Annotated in this window: 1 pseudogene; it reads right to left on the bottom strand. The window is 67.0% G+C overall.

Annotated elements, in window-relative coordinates:
* Positions 1-567, bottom strand: a pseudogene (locus M8H82_RS36375) (transposase); the annotation flags it as partial.

Here is a 567-nt window from a genome sequence, read left to right as displayed (position 1 = left end):
CCACGGACCCGTAACTTCCCCAGCACCGGGATGAACTGCGGACTGTCCGCGGCCTGACCCGCGGTCAGCACAAACGCCAGCGGCCGGCACTTGCGGTCGGCGGCCAGATGGATCTTGCTGGTCTGCCCGCCCCTGGAGCGGCCCAGCAGAGCGGCCTTCATACGGACTCTGCGTCGACGCCGGATGCGTCGCCGCTCCTCCCGTTCAGGATCTGCCGGGACGTCCTGCCCGCTTTGTTCTTCGCCACTGCCCCCTTTGACCTGGCCTTCTCCTCCTCGACAGCAGCCTTCTCCAACGCAGTGACGACGTCCTCACCCAGATGCATCCCGGCACCGTCATGGTGCGCCCGCACGGTGGTGGAGTCGATACTGACCAACGACAAGTCCACCTCACCCCGCTTCGCCGCCTCCGTGATCAGGCCCTCCAGCAGTGCCTCGAAGACGCCGGCGTCGCGCCACTGCCGGAAACGGTTGTGCACAGTCGACCAGGCGCCGAACTCCTGCGGCATCTCCCGCCACTGCCCACTGGTCCTGAACCGCCAGATCACACCCTCGAACTGCTGCCGCA

Source organism: Streptomyces sp. YS415 (genome assembly GCF_023544665.1).
Classification (GTDB): domain Bacteria; phylum Actinomycetota; class Actinomycetes; order Streptomycetales; family Streptomycetaceae; genus Streptomyces.
This window is presented reverse-complemented; position numbering and strand designations above follow the sequence as displayed.